Source organism: Sphingomonas sp. (assembly GCF_965248875.1).
GTDB lineage: Bacteria > Pseudomonadota > Alphaproteobacteria > Sphingomonadales > Sphingomonadaceae > Sphingomonas.
The window spans coordinates 411,014-424,965 of the sequence record NZ_CBDFKR010000003.1; the positions used below are offsets into that span (position 1 = coordinate 411,014).

A 13,952-nucleotide genomic window follows, 5' to 3' on the forward strand; every position below is an offset into this window, starting at 1 on the left:
GTGGCGGCTGACAACCTCGAAGCGCGGATCAAGGCGCAGGCGGCGGCGTTCGGCTTCGCCGCATGCGGGATCGCGGCCGCAGCGGCAGCGTCCGCCGCGGGTGTGCGGCTGCGGGAGTGGCTGGACGAGGGTCACCACGGCGACATGATCTGGATGGCAGCGCGCGCCGACGAACGCGCGTCGCCCGCCGGACTGTGGCCGGCGGTGCGCAGCGTCATCGCGCTGGGGATGAGCTATGCGCCTGCCGCCGATCCCCTGCGGCTGGCGAGTGCGAGCGAGGTTGGGCGGGTCAGCGTCTATGCCCAGGGCGGCGACTATCATGATGTCGTCAAGCGGCAGCTCAAGGCGCTGGGCGGCTGGCTGGCGGCGCAGGCGCCGGCGCCGCTGAAGGTGTTCGTCGACACCGCGCCCGTAATGGAGAAGCCGCTGGCCGAGGCGGCGGGGCTGGGCTGGCAGGGCAAACACACCAACCTCGTCAGCCGCAGCGACGGCAGCTGGCTGTTCCTCGGCGCGATCTACACGACGCTGACGTTGACGCCGGATGGGCCCGGGCGCGACTTGTGCGGATCGTGCGCTGCGTGTCAGCGGGCATGCCCGACCGATGCCTTTCCAGCGCCGTACCGGCTCGATGCGCGGCGGTGCATCTCTTACCTGACGATCGAGCATGCCGGGCCGATCCCGCGGACGTTCCGGCGCGCGTTGGGCAATCGCATCTATGGCTGCGACGATTGCCTGGCGGTGTGTCCGTGGAACAAGTTCGCTCAAGCCGCCGCCGCGCAGATCGCGTTTCAGCCGCGTGCCGAGCTGACGGCCCCGGCGCTTACCGACCTGCTGCGGCTCGACGACGCGGCATTCCGCCAGGTGTTCGCGGGCTCGCCGATCAAGCGGATCGGGCGTGCCCGCTTCATACGCAACTGCTTGATCGCGGCGGGGAACAGCGGGGCGGCGGTGCTGGCGGCGGTCGTGCGGGGGCTGCTCGACGATCCGGCGGCGGTGGTGCGCGGGGCGGCGGTGTGGGCGCTGGGAGAACTGGACCCGCGGACATGGGCAATCGAGCGGGCGGCGCGGCTGCAAACCGAGGACGATGCTGACGTCAGGGTCGAATGGGACGGGAACGTTGCGGGTGTGATGGACGTTTCGGCCATATCACCTGTGTAACGAAAGGCGTTCACCATGCTCTGGACCGTCGTTGTCATCCTGCTCGTGCTTTGGGTACTTGGCTTCAGCCTGCATATCGGCGCCGGGCTGATCCATCTGCTGCTGGTCGTGGCGCTGGTTGTCGGGTTGATCCAGCTCTTCTCCGGCCGACGCGCGGTCTGACCGGGCGCATTCCCGTTCGCCTCGTCATCCTCGACCGGTTCGAGATGACGGGGACGAGAGGAACTAGCGCGCCGCCTCGCGGCGGCTGAGTGCCGCGACACAGCTGCCGCGGTCGATCGGGCTTCCGTCGGGCTGGCGGGCGTCGATCCACGTGACCTGGGGCGGCTCCGATCCGTGCGGGTACAGGTAAGCGTCAAGGATGCAGATCGGACCGACGAACTGCAGCTTGCGCGCCGTCCCCTCCCGGACCTCGGCGTCGGGCTGACCGAACAGGCGCGTCAGTGCGGCAGCATCCTGACCGACCACCCGCTCCAGGCCGCTGGCGGTGTAGCGCGGCACCGGTGCGGCGCTGACCGGTTGCGGCCGGGTCGTGCCGCCGCCGGTACAGGCGGTGAGCAGGGCGGCGGCGGTGATCATCGGGGCGGTTCTCATGCGCCCCGCGACTATCGCGCGTCGGCCGGTGCCGCTAGAGGGCGCGCTTTCCCCTGCCGGAGCCTCCCTTGGATCAGCCCACCTACGATATCGTCGCGATCGGCAATGCGATCGTCGACGTTCTCGCCACCATCGACGACGCGTTTCTGACCCGCGAGGGCCTGACCAAGGGACAGATGCAGCTGATCGACCAGGCGCGCGCCAAGTCGCTGTATCAGGAGATGGGCGAGACGCAGGTGACGAGCGGCGGGTCAGCCGCCAACACGCTGGTCGGCGCGGCGATGCTGGGCGCGCGCTGCCGGATGATCGCGCAGGTCGCCGACGATCAGCTGGGCGAGATCTTCGTCCACGACCTCCGGGTCCAGGGTGTGACCTGCGCGGTGCCGCCGCGCGAGCCGGTGGTCGAGACGGGCCGATGCCTGGTGCTGGTCAGCGAGGAGGACGGCGAGCGGACCATGAACACCTTCCTGGGCGCGGCGCAGTTCCTGCCGCCGGATGCGATCGACGAGGCGGAGATCGCGGGGGCGAAGGTACTGCTGCTCGAAGGCTATCTGTGGGACCCGGCCGAGCCACGCGCGGCCATGCAGCGCGCGATCCGGATCGCGCGCGCGGCGGGACGCAAGGTGGCGCTGGGGGTGTCCGCAACCTTCTGCATCATGAACCACCATGCCGACTTCACCGCGATGATCGACGCGGGCGAGATCGACATCCTGTTCGCCAATGAGGAGGAGGCGGTGGCGCTGGCCGGGAGTGCGGATGTGGAGACGGCGCTGGCGGCGCTGGCGCCGAAGGTGCCGCTGCTGGTCGTCACCCATGGCGCGCGTGGCGCCAGCGCGATCGAGAGCGGGGTGCGGACCGATGTCGCGGCCGAGCCGGTCGCGAAGGTGGTCGATACGACGGGGGCGGGCGACCTCTTCGCCGCCGGCTTCCTGACGGGCTACGTCCGGGGACTACCGAACGCGGCGTCGCTCAAGCTGGGGGCGGTATGCGCTGCGGAGGTCATCGGCCACGTCGGCGCGCGACCGGTGGCTGACCTGAAGGCGCTGGCGGGCGGGTTGCTGGGGTGACACGCGTCAAACGAAGCGTGTCGCGGACCCGCGTCCGTCAGGGTTGCTGCCTGATGGGAGCGACATACTCTCCCATCGGTGCCGCCTCGATCTCGTCCAGCCCCTTGTACAGTCGGCTGTTGTGCATGCCGTACACAAAATACAGGATTACCGCGCCGACGGTGTACCAGCCGAAGAAAACCAGCACGCGCGTCTCGACGGTGAAGATCAGCGCGATGCATGCGACGATGCCGAGCGCCGGCAGGACTGGGAACAGCGGCACGGTGAAGCCGCGCGGGATGTCTGGATGGGTGCGCCGCAGCCAGATCACCGACAGACAGACGATCGCGAAGGCGGCCAGTGTCCCCACCGAGGTCATGTCGCCCAGCGTGTTGATGTCGAAGAACGCCGCCGCCACCGCGGTGATGAGCCCGACCAGCAGCGTGTTGACCCACGGCGTCTTGAACTTCGCGTGCACCGTTGCGAAGACGCGCGGGAGCAGGCCGTCGCGCGCCATGGTGTAGAAGATGCGAGTCTGGCCGTACATCAGCACCAGCACCACCGAAGTCAGCCCCACGATCGCGCCCGCCTTCACCAGCTTCGCGAACCAGGCCCATTGCGGGCCCAGCGCGTCGACCGCCACCGCGACGGGATCGGGCACGTTGAGCGTCTTGTAGTTGACGATCAGCGTCATCACGATCGAGACGAGAATGTAGATCAGCGTGCATACCGCCAGACTGCCGAGCAGGCCGATCGGCATGTCCTTCTTGGGGTTCTTGGCTTCCTGGCCGGCGGTCGAGACCGCCTCGAAGCCGATATAGGCGAAGAACACGATGGAGGCCGCGCGCAGGATGCCCCCCCAGCCGAACTCCCCCTTTGCGCCGGTGGCCGGCGGGATGAACGGGCTCCAGTTCGCCTTCAGCGTGCCGATATGCGCGATGACGTAACCGCCACAGATCAGGATGAAAGCGGTGATCACCGTCACCTTGATCGCGACGATGACGTTGTTGACCTTGGCGCTTTCCGACACGCCCACGACCAACAGCGCGGTCATGGCGGCGCAGATCAGGAAGGCGGGCAGGTTGAAGAGATAGGTAACCGGCGCGCCGTTGACGAGGACGTCGACCCCCGCCTCCTGCACATGATGGCCAGTTGGGCCGGTCAGGGCGACGGGAATGACCATGCCGAAGTCGCTCAGCAGGCTGACGACGTACCCGCCCCAGCCGACCGCCACCACCGACGCTGCCAGGCCATATTCAAGCAACAGCAGCGCGCCCATGATCCAGGCGGCGAACTCGCCGATCGTCGTATAGCTGTAGGTATAGGCCGACCCCGAGACCGGCAGCGTTGAGGACAGTTCGGCGTAGCACAGGCCGGCGAGCGCGCAGACGACGCCGGCGATCAGGAACGACAGGAGCACCGCCGGGCCGGCGTGAAGCGACGCGGCGCTGCCCGTCCGCACGAAGATACCCGCCCCGATGATGCAGCCGATGCCGAGGAACAGCAGGTTCCACGGCCCGAGCGTGCGCTTGAGCTCGCTCGACTCGGTCTCGCGCTGCACCTGCTCGACGGTCTTGCGGAGCGCCATGCGCGCGAAAAGCCCGGGGGCGGGTCTGGTCGCCATCAAATCTCCCTCTGCCGCTCAGGTGGCGGCCTTCACCTACGCAATGCGGCAGAGCCTATCGGCAAATCCGCAGGGCGCAATGCTTATCGCGCCAGCATCGGCCCCAGCGGCTGCCCGCCGAACAGGTGGACGTGGAGATGCGGGACCTCCTGTCCGCCGTGCTGTCCGGTATTGGCGAGGAGGCGATAGCCGGGGACGACCAGCCCCTGCGCGCGGGCGACGGCGCCGACGGCGCGGACGAAGCCGGCGATCTCGGCTGCCGAAGCGCGGGCGGAGAAGTCGTCCCATGAGACGTAGGCACCGCGCGGAATGATCAGGATGTGCGTCGCCGCCTGCGGCGCGATGTCGTGGAACGCGACCGCCCATTCGTCCTCGTACACCCGCGTCGAGGGGATCTCGTCGCGCAGGATGCGGGCGAAGATGTTGGCCGGATCATAGAGCAGGGTGGCGTCGATGGGCATGGAACGCATGTCCGAAGTTTTGCTGCGAACGGCAAGGGCGGGACATCCGGGTGAACAAATCGACACAGGCGAACCGTTTCGCTCGCCCGCGTCCTCTTGGGTTTAAGGATCAACGCACAAGGAGCCATAGATGCTGTACCGGAACAATCTGCCGACTTGGGAGCGGCTCGTGCGGATCGGAGGTGCCGTGTTGATGGCGGCGTGCGCTTGGCATTTCTGGGGCCGTCCGGTGGGAACGGTCTTCAGCGTTGCCGCCGCGTCCGCGGCGCTGACATCGGTGTTCGGTTTCTGCCCTGCCTGTGCGTTGGCCGGACGCCGGCTGGATCGCCGCGCGGCCAGATCGGAATGACCGCCGTGCATCCGCTTTCTGCGGATTTGATCGCAAAGGCGATGGCGGGCGAGACGGGTGCGATCGAGCGACTGCTCACGGTCGCGCGGCCCGACCTGCATCGCTACGCCCGCAGGCATTGCGAATCCGGTGATATCGAGGAGGCGGTGCAGGACGCGCTGTGGATCTTGTACCGCAAGGTCGGCGGACTGCGCAGCGCGGCCGCCTTCACCGGCTGGATCGTCCAGGTCGTGCGCCGAACATGCCTGCGCTACATGCGTCGCCGCCAGCAACGTAGCGCGGCAACGCTGGAAGGGTGGGACGCGCCGGACGCCGCCGCGTCGGACGCAGAACTCCGCGCACGGCTGGCACGGTCGATCGCGAGACTGACGCCCAACCATCGTGCCGTGCTGCTGCTGAAGGACGTCCAGGGCTGGTCGGCCGACGAGACTGCCCAGCATCTTGGCATCGGACTGGAAGCCACCAAGAGCCGCCTGCACCGCGCCCGTGCCGCAGTGCGCGAGGTGCTGGGTGAGAACAGCCAGCCGATGACGCTGAGGGCGAAGCGATGACATTTGGCAACCGCTCTCTGACCGTGCATCTGGCCCGGGGGATCATCGGGACGGTGGCGCTGATCGCCGCGCTGCGTGGCTATGACATGATCGGCTGGCCCGCGCTGCTGCTCGCGGGCGTGACGGTCTGGGCGTTCAAGGGCTGTCCGATGTGCTGGACCGTCGGCCTTATCGAAACAGCTGCGTTCAAGATATTGCGATGCGCCGATCCGCGCGGTGAATAGGCGGCAAGCTAGCGCCGGGCCTTTTCCTCGAGCCCGCTCACCCCCTCGCGCCGCGCCAGCTCCGTCCGCACGTCGTCGAGCGAGAGGCCGGCGTCGGCGAGGAGGACGAGGAGGTGGTAGAGGAGGTCGGCGGCCTCCGGGACGATCCGCCGTGGATCGGGACCGAGCGCGGCGATGACGGTCTCGACCGCTTCCTCGCCCAGTTTCTGCGCGATGCGGGCGCGGCCGCGGGCGAAGAGCTGCGCGGTGTAGGACGTGTCGGCAGCCGCGTCGCGGCGGGCGCGGATCGTGGCGTCCAAGCGGTCGAGCGGGTCTTCGGCCATGCCGCCCGCGGTGCCGCAGGCGGGGAGGGGGGTCAATCCTTCGCGGCCGGCTTCCGGGCGAAGCGCCGCCGCAGCGCCCGTCGGACCAGCCAGACGGCGACGCACGCCAGCGCAAACAGCGCGAGGTCCGACAGCTCCGGCCCGGTGCGCGGACGGGGGACGCCGGTGTGGCCGCTCGGAACCTGTTCTACGGGCATGCACCGCCGGTTAGCCGGAAGCCGTTGCGATCGGGTTAGCCGCCGCGCGCGATGTCCCGTTTGACAAGGGCGGCGACGCGTGGCCCCTCGTCAGGCGAACAAACGTCGGGGGGCGGGTGATGTCGGACGGGCAGGTCGTCTTCTGGTGGCGGACAGGGCTGACGCTGCTCGGGCTCGTGCTGATCGGGTGCGCCATCGGCTATCTGATCTGGGCGCGGGCGCGGACGCAGAACACGCGATCCTGGATCAGCGCCCCCGGTGTGGTGCTATGGTCGGACCTCCGCATCGTCAGGCTGGAGGATGCGTGGTCGGCCAACAGCGCCGCCCGGTATTTCCCGCAGATCGAATATGCGTTCCAGGCCGATGGCGAGCGGCGCGGCACGACCGCATTCCTTCTCGGGAAACAGTTTCTTTTGCGCAGGGACGCGGACGCGTGGCTGCGCAGCGTCGCGCCCGGCACCACGGTCCAGGTCTGGTTCGATCCGGCCGACCCGGACCGGTCGGCGCTCATCAACGAGAAGCCGTCGCTGTTCAACAGCGCGCTCGTTGCGCTGACCGGGGCAGGGGTCATCGCCGCCGGTTGGCTCGTCCATTTCAGCCTATAGGCCGCCGCACCGGCACCCCCGCCGCAGCCAGCGCGCGATGGGCGTCGGCGATGCTCGCCTGGCCGAAGTGGAAGATGCTCGCGGCCAATACCGCGCTGGCGTGACCCCGGGTGATGCCGGCGACGAGATCGTCGAGGCCGCCGACGCCGCCGCTAGCGACCACCGGCACGCCGACCCGGTCGGCGATGGCGCGTGTCAGCGCGAGGTCGTAGCCATCGCGGGTGCCGTCGCGGTCCATGCTGGTGACGAGCAGCTCGCCCGCGCCCAGTTCGGCAAGACGGACGGCGTGGGCGACCGCGTCGATCCCGGTGGCCCGGCGGCCGCCATGGGTGAAGACCTCCCAGCAGTTAGACCCGGTCAGGCGCGCGTCGATGCTGGCGACGCAGCACTGGCTACCGAAGCATTCGGCGATGTCGGCGACGACCTCTGGCCGGGCGACGGCGGCGGAGTTGACCGCGACCTTGTCCGCGCCCGCGAGCAGCAGCGCGCGCGCGTCGTCTGCCGTACGGACGCCCCCGCCGACGGTCAGCGGCATGAAGCAGACCGCCGCGGTGCGCCGCACGATGTCCAGGAGCGTGCCGCGCCCTTCGTGGCTGGCCGTGATGTCGAGGAAGCACAGCTCGTCCGCCCCAGCGGCGTCATAGGTGCGCGCCTGCTCGACCGGATCGCCGGCGTCGATCAGATCGACGAAGTTGACGCCCTTGACGACGCGCCCGTCGGCGACGTCGAGGCACGGGATGACGCGGGCTCGGACGGTCATGGCTGCGCTCCTCCCCGGGACGGGGAGGGCGACCGCGACGCGCGGCGCCGTGGTGGAGGGGGCAGGCCGCGGGCGGTTCGCGGGTGGAGAGCCCCCTCCACCATGCCTGATGCATGGTCCCCCTCCCCGCGAGCGGGGAGGATCATGCCGCCGCCCCGACGCTGAGTGCCGTCGCCAGGTCGAGGCGGCCGTCGTACAGCGCGCGGCCGGTGATGACGCCCTCCACGCCGTCCCTGCCGTGCAGCGCGAGGAGGTGGATGTCGGCGAGGCCCTTGACCCCGCCGCTGGCGATGACCGGGATGGTGACAGCGCGCGCTAGGTCCACCGTCGCCTCGATGTTGCAGCCCTTGAGCATGCCGTCGCGGCCGACATCGGTGAACAGCAGCGCCGCGACGCCCGCATCCTCGAAGCGGCGGGCGAGATCGACGACGGTGACGTCCGACACGTCGGCCCAGCCCTTCGTGGCAACGAAGCCATCGCGCGCGTCGACGGCGACGACGATGCCGCCGGGGAAGTCGGCGGCGGCGGCACGGACGAAAGCGGGGTCTTCAAGCGCGGCGGTGCCGATGACGACCCGCGCGACGCCCAGGTCGAACCAGCGCTCGACGCTCTCCCGCGTGCGGATGCCGCCGCCGAGCTGGACGTGGCCGGGGAAGCGCTCGACGATCGCGCGGACGGCGTCGCCGTTGCGGCTCTCGCCCGCGAATGCGCCATCAAGGTCGACGACATGGAGGTGCTGCGCGCCCGCCTCGGCGAAAAGCTGCGCCTGGTGGGCGGGGTCGTCGCCATAGATCGTGGCGCGCGCCATGTCGCCCTCCGCCAGGCGGACGACCTGCCCGGCCTTGAGATCGATCGCGGGGAAGACGATGAGGGTCATCGTGAAATCCTCCCCGGCACGGAGAGGGGGACCGCCCGGCGCATCCGGGTGGTGGAGGGGGCCAGCCACGAGCGGTGCGCGGGAGGCGGGCCCCCTCCGCCACGCGCTGCGCGCGCGCCACTTCTCCGTGCCTGGGAGGAGTTTAGGGCGCCCACGACACGAACTTCTGCAGCAGCTCGATGCCGTAGCGTTGGCTTTTCTCGGGGTGGAACTGGACGCCGATCATGTTGTCTAGGCCGATCGCCGCCGTGATGGGGCCGGCGTGATCCGTCGTCGCGAGCACGCCCGCGCCGGTGAACGCATAGCTGTGCAGGAAGTACGCCTCTCCCTTTTCCAGCAACGGGTGCGCGCGCGTGGGCGTCACGTCGTTCCAGCCCATGTGGGGCACCTTGACGGCAGCCTCGCCGGGCATCAGCCGGTCGACCTCGCCGCGAAACCAGCCGAGCCCGCGATGTTCACCCATCTCGGACCCGAGATCGGCCATCAGCTGCATCCCGACGCAAATGCCGAGAAAGGGGCGCCCGTCGGCCAGCACGCGGGCGCCCAGCGCTGCCTCCAGTCCGTCGACCGCGCGCAGATTCGCCGCGCACGCGCCGAACGCGCCGACGCCGGGGAGGACGATGCGGTCGGCCCTCGCGACCCGGTCGGGATCGGCGGTGATCGCCACGTCACCGGCCCCCGCCGCGGCGAGCGCGTTGGCGACGGAGTGGAGATTGCCCGACTGGATGTCGATAAGCGCGAGCACAGCTTAGCCTATTCCCTTCAGGCGAGGGGACGGGCGACACCAGGCCGTCACAACACCCCCTTCGTGCTCGGGATCGCGTCCGCCTTGCGCGGATCGATCTCGACCGCGGTGCGAAGGGCGCGCGCCAACCCCTTGAACGCGCTCTCGGCGATGTGGTGGTTATTGTCGCCGTAGAGTGTCTCGACGTGCAGCGTCAGCCCGGCCGCCTGGGCGAAGGAATGGAACCAGTGGCCGAACAGCTCGGTGTCCATCTCGCCCAGCCGCTTCTGGCTGAACGGCACGTTCCATACCAGCCAGGGGCGCCCCGAGATGTCGAGCGCCACCCGCGTCAGGCATTCGTCCATCGGGCTCAACGCGTCGCCATAGCGGCGGATGCCGCGCTTGTCGCCGAGCGCCTGCGCCACCGCCTGACCGATTGCGATGCCGGTGTCCTCGACCGTGTGATGCTGGTCGATATGGAGGTCGCCCTGGGTGCGGACATGCAGGTCGATGAGCGAATGGCGGCTGAGCTGTTCCAGCATGTGATCGAAAAAGCCGATCCCGGTTGCAATGTCGTATTTGCCGGTCCCGTCGAGGTCGACGACGACCGCAATGCGGGTTTCGCTGGTGTTCCGTTCGATCGTCGCCTGGCGCATGGCCGCGCTCTTAGCGCCGCAGGCGGGCCAAGCAACCTTGACCCGGCGGGCGGGGCCGCTACCCAAGGCGCATGACCGACGGCCTGCCCGACAGCCTGATCCCGTATGACGAGATCGTGCAGGAAGCGCTGCGCGCCGTCGTCGGCCGGGTGCTGGGGTCGGTAGCGGAGTCGGGCGGGCTGCCGGGCGAGCATCACTTCTACATCACCTTCAAGACGCAGGGGCCCGGTGTCGACATTCCGCGGCGGCTGATCGAGCGCTTCCCCGACGAGATGACGATCGTGCTGCAGAACCGCTTCTGGGACCTGCTGGTCGACGACGAGCGGTTCTCGGTCGGGCTCAGCTTCAACCAGATCCCGTCGAAGCTGGTCATTCCCTATGCCGCGATCACCGGCTTTCACGATCCGGCGGTCAATTTCGAGCTGCGTTTCCAGGCGCAGGAGGGGCCGGAGGACGGCGCGACGACGCACGATCCGGCGGAGAATGACGGCGCAGTCGCCGCGCCGGTCGAGGATGGGTCGAACGTCGTGTCGGTGGATTTCAAGCGGAAGAAATAGGCCTCACCTCCCCGCGCTGCGGGGGAGGTGGCGCGCGCGCAGCCCGTGACGGAGCTGGAACTCCGCTCGAGAGGATGGTCCCCTCCGCCACCGCCTGCGGGGGATAGGGGAGCCTACCGCGTCCATGGAGGTTCTACGGCCATGACCCAGACCCGCACTGAAACCGACTCGATCGGCCCGATCGAGGTGCCCGCCGCCGCCTATTGGGGTGCGCAGACGCAGCGGTCGATCGAGAACTTTCCCTTTCCGCCCGCCGAGCGCATGCCGATCGGCATCATCCATGCGCTTGCGATCGTGAAGCAGGCTGCTGCCCGGGTGAACCGGGATGCGCTCGGCGCGGCGAAAGCGGACGCGATCGAGGCGGCGGCGGCGGAGGTGGTGGCGGGCAAGCTCGACGACCAGTTCCCGCTCGTGATCTGGCAGACCGGCAGCGGCACGCAATCGAACATGAACGTCAACGAGGTGATCGCCGGCCGCGCCAACGAGCTGATGGCGGGCGCGCGCGGCGGCAAGACGCCGGTCCATCCGAACGACGACGTCAACCGGGGACAATCGTCGAACGACAGCTTTCCGACCGCGCTCCATATCGCCGCCGTCCGCGCCAGCCGAGACCGGCTGCTCCCCGCGCTCGACCGGCTGCATGCCAACCTGCTCGCCAAGGCGAAGGCGTGGGACGGCATCGTCAAGATCGGCCGCACGCACCTGCAGGACGCGACGCCGCTGACGCTGGGGCAGGAGTTCTCCGGCTATGTTGCGCAGCTCCAGCTCGCGCGGGTGCGGATCGTGCCGTTCGTCGAGCATGCGCTGAGCCGGCTGGCGCAGGGCGGGACGGCGGTCGGCACCGGGCTGAACGCGCCGGCCGGGTTCGACCGCGACATGGCGGCGTCGATCAGCGCCATCGTCGGCGCCCCATTCGAGCCCGCGCCCAACAAGTTCGAGGCGCTGGCGTCGAACGACACGCTGGTCGACTTCCACGGCCGGCTCAACAGCCTGGCGGTGGCGCTGACCAAGATCGCCAACGACATCCGCCTGCTCGGCTCCGGCCCGCGCTCTGGCCTCGGCGAGCTGGAGCTGCCCGCCAACGAGCCGGGCAGCTCGATCATGCCGGGCAAGGTCAACCCCACCCAGTGCGAGATGCTGACAATGGTCGCGGCGCAGGTGATGGGCAATCAGACTGCGGTGACGATCGGCGGGTTGCAAGGGCATCTGGAGCTCAATGTCTTCAAGCCGCTGATCGGCGCCAATGTGCTGCGCTCGATCGAGCTGCTGAGCGTGGGAATGGAGAGCTTCGCCAAGCGGGCCGTCAAGGGCATGACGGCGAACCGCGGCCGGATCGCGGAGCTGGTCGAGCGATCGCTGATGCTGGTGACGGCGCTGGCGCCCGAGATCGGCTACGACAACGCCGCGAAGATCGCGAAGGAGGCGCATGCGTCGGGCGAAACGCTGCGTCAGGCGGGGCTGCGGCTGGGGCTGGTCGACGCGGTCACGTTCGACCGCGTGGTGCGGGCAGACCTGATGATTGGTCCCTGATTTCCCCTTCATGCGGAACGGGAGGCTACGGAACCAACCCCCGCTTTCCCGCGCTACCTGCACACCAGGAGGATGGCGATGTCTGCAACCACCATTGGCGGCCTGATCGGCGCCGCGATCGACGGCATGTCAGGCGACGACTCGTCCGCGGACGGTGCGATCAAGGGCGCGGTAGTCGCCAATGTCCTGAAAGTCGTGCTGCCCGTCGTCGCAACCTACGCCATCGGCTGGGCGGTGCTGCGCGGGATGGGGGCGCTCAAGGATCGGGTGATCGGCGACGGCGACGCGGCGTGATCAGGCGAATGATCGGCGCGGCGCTGGGCGGCGCCAATGTCGCCAAGCAGATGATCGGGCGCAGGCGTAGCGCGAGTCACGACTGACGCGCCCGACGCGGGTTGACGTCTCAACCTGCGGCACGCCAAAGGCGGGCATGCCAGACGCCGCCTCGCCCGATCCGCACGGCTTTCAGCGGCGGGGCGTGCTGTTCGTGCTGTCGTCGCCGTCGGGGGCGGGAAAATCGACGATCGCGCGCATGCTGCTGGCGCAGGAGCCGGAGCTGGAGATGTCCGTCAGCGCCACGACGCGGCCGATGCGCCCGGGCGAGGTCGACGGGCGCGACTATCATTTCGTCGACTTGGAGCGGTTCCGCGCGATGGTCGCGGATCACGCCTTCCTCGAATGGGCGCACGTCTTCGGCCAGCGCTACGGCACGCCGCGTGGCCCCGTCGACGCGATCCTGGCGTCGGGAAAGGACGTGCTGTTCGACATCGACTGGCAGGGCGCTCAGCAGCTGTATCAGATCGCTGGCGGCGACGTCGTCCGCGTCTTCATCCTGCCGCCGTCGATGGCGGAGCTGCACACCCGGCTGAGCAAGCGCGCAACCGATCCGGCCGAGGTGATCGATGCGCGGATGGCGCGCGCTGCGAACGAGGTCAGCCATTGGGACGGATATGACTATGTGCTCGTCAACGATGACGTCGAGCGGTGTTTCGCAGGCGTGAAAACGATTCTGGCGGCCGAGCGGCTGCGGCGGTCGCGGCAGACGGGGCTGATCGGTTTCATCCGCGGATTGACGCGGTAACGCTGCGCTGCGGTGGCTCAGCCCACCACGCGCGAGGTCGTCAGGGTCGGCGGCGCGCCTTCGTTCCACCCCACCATCTTTGCCGCCATGATCTCCGCCCGGCCGTCGGGGGGCGCCAGCGGCTGCTGCACCGTTAGCGCATGCGTCGCGCGCATCTCCAGCATCGCACGCACCACCACGATATCGCCCGCCGCCAGCGTGAAGGCGCCGGACGCGAGCGATGGCTTCATGCCGTTGCGCGCCATCGCGGTTTCGAGCGTGTAGGTGCCGGGCGGCAGCTCGGCCATGACGAACTGGTTCATCCTTATCTGGCCGGAAACGACGCCGGCGATTGCGACCTTCATGCCGGCCAAGCCGCCCATGAAGCCGCGCCGGACGACGTATAGCCGCGCCATGCCCGGCGCGGGCGCGAAGCTGCGCGCTTCAGCGACGAGCGCGGGCGGCGCGGCCTTGCCGACCCGGTTGCCCGCGAGGATGTAGACGAGGTAGCCGACCACGCCGAGGAACATGAGGCCGGCGATGGCGAGGCCGACACCGCCAGGCAGGGCGTACAGCATCGCCGGACCAAGTACTGCGCCAACCACCGCGGCAATGACAACCAGGACAATCCACTTCGTGTTGTTCGGCATCGTCGA

At 69.1% G+C, this 13,952-nt stretch carries 20 protein-coding genes; 11 read left to right on the top strand and 9 right to left on the bottom strand.

Annotation, left to right across the window (positions count from 1 at the left end):
- Entirely contained in the window at positions 1 to 1,158 is a 1,158-nt protein-coding gene (gene queG, locus ACP2AD_RS02340) for a tRNA epoxyqueuosine(34) reductase QueG (protein WP_425228463.1), read from the top strand.
- A 15-nt stretch (positions 1,159 to 1,173) separates the two neighbouring features.
- Entirely contained in the window at positions 1,174 to 1,320 is a 147-nt protein-coding gene (locus tag ACP2AD_RS02345) for a lmo0937 family membrane protein (protein ID WP_425228464.1), read from the top strand.
- A gap of 63 nt (positions 1,321 to 1,383) precedes the next feature.
- Here ACP2AD_RS02345 and ACP2AD_RS02350 read toward each other — a convergent pair whose 3' ends face one another.
- Positions 1,384 to 1,752 carry a hypothetical protein gene (locus ACP2AD_RS02350; RefSeq protein WP_425228465.1) on the bottom strand — a complete coding sequence of 123 codons (369 nt, stop codon included), beginning with the start codon at positions 1,750 to 1,752 and terminating at the stop codon, positions 1,384 to 1,386.
- Between the two features lie 68 nt (positions 1,753 to 1,820).
- Between ACP2AD_RS02350 and ACP2AD_RS02355 the strand changes: the two genes are divergently transcribed.
- Positions 1,821 to 2,819, top strand: a complete 999-nt coding sequence (locus tag ACP2AD_RS02355) for an adenosine kinase (protein ID WP_425228466.1) — start codon at positions 1,821 to 1,823, stop codon at positions 2,817 to 2,819.
- 37 nt (positions 2,820 to 2,856) lie between these two features.
- Here ACP2AD_RS02355 and ACP2AD_RS02360 read toward each other — a convergent pair whose 3' ends face one another.
- Together ACP2AD_RS02360 and ACP2AD_RS02365 are read right to left on the bottom strand one after the other, a co-directional pair.
- Positions 2,857 to 4,422, bottom strand: a complete 1,566-nt coding sequence (locus ACP2AD_RS02360) for an amino acid permease (protein ID WP_425228467.1) — start codon at positions 4,420 to 4,422, stop codon at positions 2,857 to 2,859.
- Positions 4,423 to 4,505: 83 nt separating this feature from the next.
- A complete protein-coding gene (locus ACP2AD_RS02365; protein WP_425228518.1) occupies positions 4,506 to 4,883 on the bottom strand; it encodes a histidine triad nucleotide-binding protein in 378 nt (125 codons plus the stop codon).
- A 130-nt stretch (positions 4,884 to 5,013) separates the two neighbouring features.
- Between ACP2AD_RS02365 and ACP2AD_RS02370 the strand changes: the two genes are divergently transcribed.
- From ACP2AD_RS02370 to ACP2AD_RS02380, 3 genes are read left to right on the top strand one after another with little or no spacing between them, the layout of a single operon-like run.
- Positions 5,014 to 5,232: a YgaP-like transmembrane domain gene (locus tag ACP2AD_RS02370; RefSeq protein ID WP_425228468.1), complete on the top strand. Its 219-nt coding sequence runs from the start codon at positions 5,014 to 5,016 to the stop codon at positions 5,230 to 5,232.
- A 5-nt stretch (positions 5,233 to 5,237) separates the two neighbouring features.
- Positions 5,238 to 5,783 carry an RNA polymerase sigma factor gene (locus ACP2AD_RS02375; protein WP_425228469.1) on the top strand — a complete coding sequence of 182 codons (546 nt, stop codon included), beginning with the start codon at positions 5,238 to 5,240 and terminating at the stop codon, positions 5,781 to 5,783.
- Positions 5,780 to 6,007 (top strand): hypothetical protein, encoded by a 228-nt coding sequence (locus ACP2AD_RS02380; RefSeq protein WP_425228470.1) that lies wholly within the window; start codon positions 5,780 to 5,782, stop codon positions 6,005 to 6,007. The genes ACP2AD_RS02375 and ACP2AD_RS02380 overlap by 4 nt, the downstream gene beginning before the upstream one ends.
- A gap of 8 nt (positions 6,008 to 6,015) precedes the next feature.
- Here the strand turns inward: ACP2AD_RS02380 and ACP2AD_RS02385 are convergent, their stop codons facing one another.
- Positions 6,016 to 6,330 (bottom strand): phosphoribosyl-ATP diphosphatase, encoded by a 315-nt coding sequence (locus ACP2AD_RS02385; protein WP_425228519.1) that lies wholly within the window; start codon positions 6,328 to 6,330, stop codon positions 6,016 to 6,018.
- A 316-nt stretch (positions 6,331 to 6,646) separates the two neighbouring features.
- Between ACP2AD_RS02385 and ACP2AD_RS02390 the strand changes: the two genes are divergently transcribed.
- Positions 6,647 to 7,132 (top strand): DUF3592 domain-containing protein, encoded by a 486-nt coding sequence (locus ACP2AD_RS02390; RefSeq protein WP_425228471.1) that lies wholly within the window; start codon positions 6,647 to 6,649, stop codon positions 7,130 to 7,132.
- Here the strand turns inward: ACP2AD_RS02390 and hisF are convergent.
- From hisF to hisB, 4 genes are all read right to left on the bottom strand, one after another.
- Positions 7,122 to 7,892 (bottom strand): imidazole glycerol phosphate synthase subunit HisF, encoded by a 771-nt coding sequence (hisF, locus tag ACP2AD_RS02395; protein ID WP_425228472.1) that lies wholly within the window; start codon positions 7,890 to 7,892, stop codon positions 7,122 to 7,124. The genes ACP2AD_RS02390 and hisF overlap by 11 nt on opposite strands.
- Positions 7,893 to 8,034: 142 nt before the next feature.
- Positions 8,035 to 8,769, bottom strand: a complete 735-nt coding sequence (gene hisA, locus ACP2AD_RS02400) for a 1-(5-phosphoribosyl)-5-[(5-phosphoribosylamino)methylideneamino]imidazole-4-carboxamide isomerase (protein ID WP_425228473.1) — start codon at positions 8,767 to 8,769, stop codon at positions 8,035 to 8,037.
- A 142-nt stretch (positions 8,770 to 8,911) separates the two neighbouring features.
- A complete protein-coding gene (gene hisH, locus ACP2AD_RS02405; RefSeq protein ID WP_425228474.1) occupies positions 8,912 to 9,514 on the bottom strand; it encodes an imidazole glycerol phosphate synthase subunit HisH in 603 nt (200 codons plus the stop codon).
- Between the two features lie 47 nt (positions 9,515 to 9,561).
- Positions 9,562 to 10,149, bottom strand: a complete 588-nt coding sequence (hisB, locus tag ACP2AD_RS02410) for an imidazoleglycerol-phosphate dehydratase HisB (RefSeq protein ID WP_425228475.1) — start codon at positions 10,147 to 10,149, stop codon at positions 9,562 to 9,564.
- A 71-nt stretch (positions 10,150 to 10,220) separates the two neighbouring features.
- Here hisB and ACP2AD_RS02415 point away from each other — a divergent pair, with 71 nt between their 5' ends.
- From ACP2AD_RS02415 to gmk, 4 genes are all read left to right on the top strand, one after another.
- Positions 10,221 to 10,706, top strand: coding sequence for an SspB family protein (locus tag ACP2AD_RS02415; RefSeq protein WP_425228476.1), 486 nt, complete (start codon positions 10,221 to 10,223; stop codon positions 10,704 to 10,706).
- A gap of 141 nt (positions 10,707 to 10,847) precedes the next feature.
- Positions 10,848 to 12,236: a class II fumarate hydratase gene (gene fumC, locus ACP2AD_RS02420; protein WP_425228477.1), complete on the top strand. Its 1,389-nt coding sequence runs from the start codon at positions 10,848 to 10,850 to the stop codon at positions 12,234 to 12,236.
- A 78-nt stretch (positions 12,237 to 12,314) separates the two neighbouring features.
- A complete protein-coding gene (locus ACP2AD_RS02425; RefSeq protein WP_425228478.1) occupies positions 12,315 to 12,530 on the top strand; it encodes a hypothetical protein in 216 nt (71 codons plus the stop codon).
- A 136-nt stretch (positions 12,531 to 12,666) separates the two neighbouring features.
- The gene (gene gmk, locus ACP2AD_RS02430; protein WP_425228479.1) at positions 12,667 to 13,317 is read left to right on the top strand and encodes a guanylate kinase; all 651 of its coding nucleotides are present in this window, start codon (positions 12,667 to 12,669) and stop codon (positions 13,315 to 13,317) included.
- A gap of 17 nt (positions 13,318 to 13,334) precedes the next feature.
- Here the strand turns inward: gmk and ACP2AD_RS02435 are convergent, their stop codons facing one another.
- Positions 13,335 to 13,946, bottom strand: coding sequence for a hypothetical protein (locus tag ACP2AD_RS02435; protein ID WP_425228480.1), 612 nt, complete (start codon positions 13,944 to 13,946; stop codon positions 13,335 to 13,337).
- Positions 13,947 to 13,952 lie beyond the last annotated feature (6 nt).

Coding starts and splice junctions, on each gene's coding strand:
- ACP2AD_RS02345 (WP_425228464.1), top strand. CDS start 1,174: ATGCTCTGGACCGTCGTTGTCATCCTGCTCGTGCTTTGGGTACTTGGC.
- ACP2AD_RS02350 (WP_425228465.1), bottom strand. CDS start 1,752: ATGAGAACCGCCCCGATGATCACCGCCGCCGCCCTGCTCACCGCCTGT.
- ACP2AD_RS02360 (WP_425228467.1), bottom strand. CDS start 4,422: ATGGCGACCAGACCCGCCCCCGGGCTTTTCGCGCGCATGGCGCTCCGC.
- ACP2AD_RS02365 (WP_425228518.1), bottom strand. CDS start 4,883: ATGCCCATCGACGCCACCCTGCTCTATGATCCGGCCAACATCTTCGCC.
- ACP2AD_RS02370 (WP_425228468.1), top strand. CDS start 5,014: ATGCTGTACCGGAACAATCTGCCGACTTGGGAGCGGCTCGTGCGGATC.
- ACP2AD_RS02380 (WP_425228470.1), top strand. CDS start 5,780: ATGACATTTGGCAACCGCTCTCTGACCGTGCATCTGGCCCGGGGGATC.
- ACP2AD_RS02385 (WP_425228519.1), bottom strand. CDS start 6,330: ATGGCCGAAGACCCGCTCGACCGCTTGGACGCCACGATCCGCGCCCGC.
- ACP2AD_RS02390 (WP_425228471.1), top strand. CDS start 6,647: ATGTCGGACGGGCAGGTCGTCTTCTGGTGGCGGACAGGGCTGACGCTG.
- hisF (WP_425228472.1), bottom strand. CDS start 7,892: ATGACCGTCCGAGCCCGCGTCATCCCGTGCCTCGACGTCGCCGACGGG.
- hisA (WP_425228473.1), bottom strand. CDS start 8,769: ATGACCCTCATCGTCTTCCCCGCGATCGATCTCAAGGCCGGGCAGGTC.
- hisB (WP_425228475.1), bottom strand. CDS start 10,149: ATGCGCCAGGCGACGATCGAACGGAACACCAGCGAAACCCGCATTGCG.
- ACP2AD_RS02415 (WP_425228476.1), top strand. CDS start 10,221: ATGACCGACGGCCTGCCCGACAGCCTGATCCCGTATGACGAGATCGTG.
- fumC (WP_425228477.1), top strand. CDS start 10,848: ATGACCCAGACCCGCACTGAAACCGACTCGATCGGCCCGATCGAGGTG.
- ACP2AD_RS02425 (WP_425228478.1), top strand. CDS start 12,315: ATGTCTGCAACCACCATTGGCGGCCTGATCGGCGCCGCGATCGACGGC.
- gmk (WP_425228479.1), top strand. CDS start 12,667: ATGCCAGACGCCGCCTCGCCCGATCCGCACGGCTTTCAGCGGCGGGGC.
- ACP2AD_RS02435 (WP_425228480.1), bottom strand. CDS start 13,946: ATGCCGAACAACACGAAGTGGATTGTCCTGGTTGTCATTGCCGCGGTG.